Raw genomic sequence first — 7,197 nt, forward strand, 5'->3', positions numbered from 1 at the left:
ACGTCGCTCGGATCGTGAGGGCGGACGTGCTGTGTCAGATTTCGTGATGCGCTTGTTGCGTCGGCGGATGGCCAAAGGCATCCCGGAATGAAACAGCCCGATCGGTGTTGGCCGATCAGGCTGTTTCATTTGCAGCCACGGATTCACCGCGCGTGATTGACGCGCAGCGATTTTCGTCAGACCCTGCGCTTGTCGACGACGCGTCGCGCCTTGCCGACCGACCGCTCGATCCCGTTCACGGGCAGCACGTTGATCACGGCCGTCACGCCGATCAGCGACTTGATGTCGTAGGCGAGCGCCTGTTTTGCCGCATGGATCGCCGCCGTATCGGGTGCTGTCTCGGGGCAAGGCTCGACATTAAGCGTCAGCACGTCGAGCGGGCCTTCCTTCGTCAGCACGATCTGATAGTGCGGGGCGAGCGCGCGCTGCTTGAGCAACTGCTCCTCGATTTGCGTCGGGAACACGTTGACGCCGCGCACGATCATCATGTCGTCCGAGCGCCCGGTGATCTTCTCCATCCGGCGCATCGTGCGGGCAGTGCCGGGCAACAGCCGCGTGAGGTCGCGGGTCCGGTAGCGGACGATCGGCAGCGCCTCCTTCGTCAGCGACGTGAACACGAGCTCGCCGAGTTCACCGTCCGGAAGCACTTCGCCGGTTTCGGGATCGATGATTTCCGGATAGAAGTGGTCTTCCCAGATGGTCGGGCCGTCCTTGGTCTCGACGCATTCGGACGCGACGCCGGGGCCCATCACTTCGGACAGCCCGTAAATGTCGACCGCATCGATGCCCATCCGCTGCTCGATCGCGACGCGCATGTCGTTGGTCCAGGGTTCCGCGCCGAAGATGCCGATGCGCAGCGAACTCTGCACGGGATCGAGACCCTGGCGCTCGATTTCGTCGGCGATCGACAGCATGTAGCTCGGCGTCACCATGATGATGTCGGGTCGGAAATCCTGGATCAGCTGCACCTGCTTCTCGGTCTGGCCGCCACCGAACGGGATCACGGTCAGCCCTGCGCGTTCGGCGCCGTAGTGTGCGCCAAGCCCGCCCGTGAACAAGCCGTAGCCGTAGCTGACGTGCACCTTGTCGCCGCGGCGCGCACCGGCGGCGCGGATCGAGCGCGCGACGAGATTCGCCCATGTGTCGATGTCACCGGCCGTATAGCCGACGACCGTCGGCTTGCCGGTCGTGCCCGACGACGCATGAATGCGCGAGATCTGGTCCTGCGGCACCGCGAACATCCCGAACGGGTAACTGTCGCGCAGGTCGCTCTTCGTCGTGAACGGGAAGCGCGACAGGTCGGCGAGCGTCTTCAGGTCGTCCGGATGGACACCCGCGTCGTCGAACTTGCGACGATAGACGGGGGAGTGGTCATACGCATGCCGGAGCGACCACTTGAGGCGCTCGAGCTGCAGCGCGGTCAGCTCGTCGCGTGAGGCGGTCTCGATCGGCTCGAGCGGTAGCGGGGTAGTCATGCATGTCTCCAGTGTTTGTTTTGTGCGAGCCGTCGACGTCAGCGGTCTTCCGGGATGACCGTGCCCTTGATCTGGGCGGATTTGCCGCGAAACATCGCGACGGTTTCGCCGGTCTGGTTCGTGACGCGGATGTCGTAGATGCCTTGGCGGCCGGCGCGCGCCTGCTCGATCGCCTCGGCCGTCAGCACGTCATCGCCGTGCACGGGGCGCAGGAATTCGATCGAGCAGCCGGCCGCGACGGTATTCACGTTGTACGAGTTGCACGCGAACGCGAAGGTCGAATCGGCTAGCGTGAAGATGATTCCGCCATGGCAGGTCTGATGCCCGTTCAGGAATTCGGGCCGCACGCGCATCTGCAGGCGCGCGTAGCCGGCGCGTACTTCGGCGATTTCCATCCCGAACGCACGGCTGCATGCGTCGGCGTCGTACATGGCCCGCGCGGTGGCGCGGGCGAGCGCATCGGGGTCGAGCGTGGCAGTGGCGTTTGTCATGTCAACGCCCCTCGAAGCGCGGCGCACGCTTCTCGATGAATGCCTTCACGCCTTCCGCGTAGTCCTGCGACTGGCCGAGCATGCGCTGCAGGTCGCGTTCCATGTCGAGTTGCTGGTCGAGCGTGTTCGTGACACTGGCACGCATCGATTGCTTGATCGATGCGATCGCGAGCGTCGGCTGCTGCGCGAGCTGGGTGGCGAGCTGACGGGCTGACGCAGCGAGCGCGTCGTCGTCGACCGCGCGCCAGATCAAGCCCCATTGCTCGGCCTGTTCGGCGCCGAGCTTGTCGCCGGTCAGCGCGAGCGCCAGCGCGCGTGCCATGCCGACGCGTTGCGGCAGGAACCACGTGCCGCCCGAATCGGGCACGAGACCGATCTTGACGAAGGCCTGGATGAAACTGCTCGAGCGGGCGGCGAACACGAGATCGCAGGCGAGCGCGAGGTTCGCACCGGCGCCGGCCGCCGTGCCGTTGACGGCGGCGATCACCGGAATCGGCAGACGCTGCAGGCGGCGGATCAGTGGATTGAAGTGCTCGTCGATCAGCGCGCCGAGATCGGTGGACGCGCCCGGCGTGAAGTCGAGATCAGCCAGGTCCTGGCCCGCGCAGAAGCCGCGCCCCGCACCTGTCAGGATCAGCGCGCGCGCGCCGGCCGCCTCGACATCATCGAGTGCCGACTGCAACTCGCGATGCATCGCCCGCGTAAAGCTGTTCAGCTTGTCGGGGCGGTTGAGGGTAATCGTGGCTACGTTCGAGGCCTGATCGATTTCCAGCTGAATCGCCTGATAGGACATGCGGTGTCTCCTTCATGACTTCGTTATAGGCGTGCGGTGCGTCGGTTACACGCGTTCGATCGCGAGTGCGATGCCCTGGCCGACGCCGATGCACATCGTACAGAGCGCAAAGCGGCCGCCCGTACGCTCGAGTTGGTGGAGCGCCGTGGTCACGAGCCGGGCGCCCGATGCGCCGAGCGGATGGCCCAATGCGATTGCGCCACCGTTCGGGTTCACGCGCGGATCGTCGTCGGCGACGCCGAGCATGCGCAGCACCGCGAGACCTTGCGACGCGAACGCCTCGTTCAGCTCGATCACGTCGAACTGGTCGATGGTCATGCCGAGCTGATGCAGCAGTTTTTGCGTCGCCGGCGCGGGGCCGATGCCCATCACGCGCGGCGCGACGCCGGCTGTCGCCATGCCGATGACGCGTGCGCGGCGGCGCAGGCCGTACTGGTCGGCTGCCTGCGCATTGGCGAGCAGCAGCGCGCACGCACCGTCGTTGACGCCCGAGGCGTTGCCGGCCGTCACTGAGCCGTCCGGGCGCACGACGCCCTTCAGCTTCGCGAGCGCTTCGAGCGATGTCTCGCGCGGATGCTCGTCACGCGAGACGACCACCGGATCGCCTTTCTTCTGCGGAATCGTGACGGCAACGATTTCGTCGGCAAGCGTGCCGTCCTGCTGCGCACGTGCGGCCTTCTGCTGGCTGCGGAGCGCGAACAGATCCTGGTCGGCTCGGCTGATGTTGTAGTCGACCGCGACGTTTTCGGCCGTCTCGGGCATCGAATCGACGCCATACAGCTGTTTCATCTGCGGATTGATGAAGCGCCAGCCGATCGTCGTGTCGAAAATGTCGGCCTGGCGTGCGAACGCGCTCGTGGCCTTGCCCATCACGAACGGCGCACGCGTCATGCTCTCGACGCCCCCTGCGATCGTCAGGCGCGCCTCGCCCGCCTTGATCGCGCGCGCGGCTGTGCCGACCGCGTCCATCCCGGAGCCGCACAGCCGGTTCAGCGTCGTGCCGGGCACGTCGGTCGGCAGGCCGGCGAGCAGCGCCGACATGCGCGCGACGTTGCGGTTGTCCTCGCCGGCCTGGTTCGCGCAGCCGTAGATCACGTCGTCGATCGCCGTCCAGTCGACGTCACGGTTGCGCTCGACGAGCGCCTTGAGCGGCACCGCACCGAGGTCGTCGGCGCGGACATCTTTCAGGGCGCCGCCGTAGCGGCCGATGGGAGTGCGAATCGCGTCGCAGATATAGGCGTCTGTCATGGGCGTATCGATGAGCAACGAACCCGCCGGGTGGCGGATTCGTTCATGGTAGAGAACGTGGCGGCGTTTGCACGTCGGCCATTCGGGTTATGCCGGTTGGCCGGCTTCCACCGGTGCTGCTTTCGGCGCAACATGGACACGGCTTTGCACTACGCGGAACCGGTTGGCGACGAACGCCGGGTCGGCCAACGCCGCGTTGGCTGCCGGATTCGCGCCCGTGCCGTGGAAATCCGAGAACGCGGCAGACTGGTTCACGAACACGCCGCCCGTCAGGTTGATCGACAGTGCGACGCCGCCGCGTACCGCCGCGTCGTGGGCGGCGTCGACGATCGCGTCGTCGGTGCTGTAGACGGAGAGGGTCAGCGCGCCATGTTCGGCCGCGATTTCCCCGGCGAGGTCGAGCGACTGCGCGGTCGAGTCGGTCGCGATCACGAACGAGATCGGGCCGAACCACTCCTGCGTGAATTTCTCGCGATCGGCCACGTCGAGTTGCAGCACGAGCGGCGTGCGCACGCGGGCATCTGGGAACGCAGGGTGCTGGAGGGTCAGGCTGTCGGCGAGCACGCGGCCGAGCTCGCGGGCGTTGTCGATGCGTGCGGTCACGCTTTCGTTCTGGATTGCGCCGATCAGTTCGACCGAGCGTGCCGGGTCGCCGGTGAGTTTTTGCACGGCAACGGCGATGGCTTGTGCGACCTCGTCGAAGCTCGCATGGCCGTCCGCCGTCCGGATGCCGTCGCGCGGCACGTAGATGTTCTGCGGTGCCGTGCACATCTGGCCGGAGTACAGTGCCAGCGAGAACGCAATGTTCTTGGCGACGGCCTTCAGGTCGTCGGTCGAGTCGATCACGATCTGGTTGACGCCGGCCTTCTCTGTATAGACCTGTGCCTGGTGGGCATGGCGTTCGAGCCACGTGCCGTTTTGCGTGCTGCCGGTGAAGTCGATCAGCTTGATCTCGGGGCGCAGCGCGAGATCCTGGACGAGTGCGCCGTCGTTGGGTTCGGTCGCGAGGAGCGTGACGACGTTCGGATCGAAACCGGCTTCGCGCAGCACGTCGCGAGCGATCCGGACGGTGATGGCGAGCGGCAGGATCGCGCCCGGATGCGGCTTGACGATCACGGTGTTGCCGGTTGCGAGATCGGCGAACAGGCCGGGATAGCCGTTCCAGGTCGGGAACGTGCAGCAGCCGAGCACGAGCCCGGTGCCGCGCGGGACGATCGTGTAGCGCTTGTGCATCGCGAGCGGCGGGTTCTTGCCTTGCGGCTTTTCCCAGTGCGCGTCGGCCGGGATGCGGCGCAGTTCGTCCCATGCATAGGCGACTGCCTCGAGCGCACGATCTTGCGCGTGCGGGCCGCCGGCCTGGAACGCCATCATGAATGCCTGCCCCGTGGTGTGCATCACGCTGTAGGCGATTTCGAAGCTGGCGCGATTCAGGCGCGCGAGGATTTCGAGACTGACGCCGATCCAGGCGCTCGGGCCGGCTTCGCGCCACGAGCGTTGTGCTGCGGCAGCGGCGGCGATCAGTTCGTCGGGCGTCGACTTCGGATACCGGATGCCGAGTGCAATGCCGTACGGCGACCGCTCTGCGCCGACCGTTTCTCCGGATGCCGGCTGGTCGATCGCGAACGTCTTGTCGAGGTGCGACTTGAACGCGGCCTCACCCTCTGCGTTCGCGCTTTCCCCGTACACTTTGGGGCTCGGCATTTCGGCGAATGGGCTCCAGTACCCGCGGCTCTCGATGGCGGCGAGTGCGTGTTTCAGCGTGTCTTCGTGCTTCGTGAACAGTGCATGGGTCATGGCGGCAGCCTGATGGACGTTGAGAGGGGTTGGATCGATTAATTAACCGACCGGTTGGTCGGAGAATGGTAGCATCAAACTATTCGCATGTGCGAGGCGTTTCTCATTTCATTGATCGAGGAGAAATAGATGGCTTACGAGAACATCCTGGTGGAGACCCGGGGGCGTGTCGGGCTGGTTACGCTGAACCGCCCGAAGGCGCTGAATGCGCTGAACGATGCGCTGATGGATGAACTGGGAGCCGCGCTGAAAGCGTTCGATGCGGACGATGGCATCGGTGCGATCGTCGTGACCGGGAGCGAGAAGGCGTTCGCGGCTGGCGCGGACATCGGCATGATGGCGACCTACTCCTATATGGATGTCTACCGGGGCGACTACATCACGCGCAACTGGGAGACGGTCCGCGAGATCCGCAAGCCGATCATTGCGGCGGTTTCGGGCTTTGCGCTGGGTGGTGGCTGCGAGCTGGCCATGATGTGCGACATCATCTTCGCGGCGGACACAGCCAAGTTCGGCCAGCCGGAAATCAAGCTGGGTGTCATGCCGGGTGCGGGCGGCACGCAGCGCTTGCCGCGCGCGGTGTCGAAAGCGAAGGCGATGGATATGTGCCTGACGGCTCGCTTCATGGATGCTGCCGAAGCGGAGCGCGCGGGGCTCGTGTCGCGCGTGCTGCCGGCCGACAGGCTGCTCGACGAGGCGCTTGCCGCCGCGGCGACGATCGCCGAGTTTTCGCTGCCGGCGGTCATGATGGTCAAGGAGTCGGTCAACCGCGCGTACGAGACGACGCTGGCCGAAGGCGTCCACTTCGAGCGTCGGCTGTTCCATTCGCTGTTCGCGACCGAAGACCAGAAGGAAGGGATGGCGGCATTCGTCGAAAAACGGAAGCCAGTGTTCAAGCACCGCTGATCGAGTTGCTGGGGTAGTTGGCCGGCGACGTTGCGGTATCGGTCGTCTGCATGATTGCCCGGCCCGTCGAGCCCAAAGCCCCCGTGCGCGCCGGCGCACGGGGGCTTTTTCAAAATATTTTCACAAAGGGCTTGCGTAGACGAGGGTGGGTGCTTAGAATCACGCCTCTTTCGCGCTAACGGAAACGCGGCGCGGGAGAAGGGAAGCAGGGTGGCGGTGTGCTTGCAGTCTGGAGCGCGCAGCTGGCCTGGAAGTTGAGCCCCGCAGTCGCAACGATGCAGTAAAAAAGTTGTTGACGAACTGCGAAACACGGTTCATAATCTCGCTTCTCTGCTGCTGAAAACGCAGCGCTGCCGGGAAACACGAAGTTCCTCGCAGAATGCTCTTTAAAAATTAACAGCCGATAAGTGTGGGCGCTTGATGAAAGCGAGCTGATCCTCGGATCAGATAGCGAAAGTATCAAGAGTCTCACACTAAAGTAAGTCAGGTT

6 protein-coding genes are annotated in these 7,197 nt (G+C 65.0%); 1 reads left to right on the forward strand and 5 read right to left on the reverse strand.

The window, feature by feature from the left end; translation table 11 throughout:
- Positions 1–176: 176 nt before the first annotated feature.
- The 5 genes from paaK to paaN all read right to left on the reverse strand — a co-directional run bounded on the left by paaK (position 177) and on the right by paaN (position 5,801).
- Positions 177–1,475 (reverse strand): phenylacetate--CoA ligase PaaK, encoded by a 1,299-nt coding sequence (paaK, locus tag CFB39_RS02540; protein WP_089472089.1) that lies wholly within the window; start codon positions 1,473–1,475, stop codon positions 177–179.
- 38 nt (positions 1,476–1,513) lie between these two features.
- A complete protein-coding gene (gene paaI / locus CFB39_RS02545) occupies positions 1,514–1,966 on the reverse strand; it encodes a hydroxyphenylacetyl-CoA thioesterase PaaI (RefSeq protein WP_071335534.1) in 453 nt (150 codons plus the stop codon).
- Between the two features lies 1 nt (position 1,967).
- Complete coding sequence (gene paaG / locus CFB39_RS02550; RefSeq protein ID WP_089472090.1) at positions 1,968–2,759, reverse strand: 2-(1,2-epoxy-1,2-dihydrophenyl)acetyl-CoA isomerase PaaG; 792 nt, start codon at positions 2,757–2,759, stop codon at positions 1,968–1,970.
- 45 nt (positions 2,760–2,804) lie between these two features.
- Positions 2,805–4,007: a 3-oxoadipyl-CoA thiolase gene (pcaF, locus tag CFB39_RS02555; RefSeq protein WP_089472091.1), complete on the reverse strand. Its 1,203-nt coding sequence runs from the start codon at positions 4,005–4,007 to the stop codon at positions 2,805–2,807.
- 87 nt (positions 4,008–4,094) lie between these two features.
- Positions 4,095–5,801, reverse strand: coding sequence for a phenylacetic acid degradation protein PaaN (paaN, locus tag CFB39_RS02560; RefSeq protein ID WP_089472092.1), 1,707 nt, complete (start codon positions 5,799–5,801; stop codon positions 4,095–4,097).
- A 129-nt stretch (positions 5,802–5,930) separates the two neighbouring features.
- Here paaN and CFB39_RS02565 point away from each other — a divergent pair, with 129 nt between their 5' ends.
- The gene (locus CFB39_RS02565) at positions 5,931–6,707 is read left to right on the forward strand and encodes an enoyl-CoA hydratase (RefSeq protein ID WP_089472093.1); all 777 of its coding nucleotides are present in this window, start codon (positions 5,931–5,933) and stop codon (positions 6,705–6,707) included.
- Positions 6,708–7,197 lie beyond the last annotated feature (490 nt).

The organism is Burkholderia sp. AU6039 (genome assembly GCF_002223365.1).
Lineage (GTDB): Bacteria > Pseudomonadota > Gammaproteobacteria > Burkholderiales > Burkholderiaceae > Burkholderia.

Bases quoted from the DNA above. Each gene is read 5' to 3' on its own strand.
- paaK (WP_089472089.1), bottom strand. From the start codon at position 1,475: ATGACTACCCCGCTACCGCTCGAGCCGATCGAGACCGCCTCACGCGAC.
- paaI (WP_071335534.1), bottom strand. From the start codon at position 1,966: ATGACAAACGCCACTGCCACGCTCGACCCCGATGCGCTCGCCCGCGCC.
- paaG (WP_089472090.1), bottom strand. From the start codon at position 2,759: ATGTCCTATCAGGCGATTCAGCTGGAAATCGATCAGGCCTCGAACGTA.
- pcaF (WP_089472091.1), bottom strand. From the start codon at position 4,007: ATGACAGACGCCTATATCTGCGACGCGATTCGCACTCCCATCGGCCGC.
- paaN (WP_089472092.1), bottom strand. From the start codon at position 5,801: ATGACCCATGCACTGTTCACGAAGCACGAAGACACGCTGAAACACGCA.
- CFB39_RS02565 (WP_089472093.1), top strand. From the start codon at position 5,931: ATGGCTTACGAGAACATCCTGGTGGAGACCCGGGGGCGTGTCGGGCTG.